Annotated in this window: 1 protein-coding gene; it reads right to left on the bottom strand. The window is 50.6% G+C overall.

Annotated elements, in window-relative coordinates:
- Window positions 1-231, bottom strand: a 231-nt coding sequence (locus SB775_RS34355) for a hypothetical protein (RefSeq protein ID WP_410865759.1), incomplete at both ends; no start/stop codon positions are given.

Here is a 231-nt window from a genome sequence, read left to right as displayed (position 1 = left end):
GTGGATGGGTGTCCCATGTATCCCAATATCGCGGTTTGGGCGTGATTGAATTATTAAAGCAGTACAAGACCTTCCCTTCCAACTCAGCGAGAATCACAAGCATGAACCGCTTTCCCGACTTGTGGGCACCGCCTGTCCTGCGGGTAATGCTAGAATCTGATCCCAGCAACCCGTCACACATTCTGTTGCTGAAAGGCTCTGTTCCTGGTCCTACAGCCAAAGTGACAAAAC

It is taken from the genome of Peribacillus sp. SIMBA_075 (genome assembly GCF_046534585.1).
The sequence above is the reverse complement of the archived record's forward strand: the minus strand, read 5'-3'. Positions and strand labels throughout refer to the sequence as shown.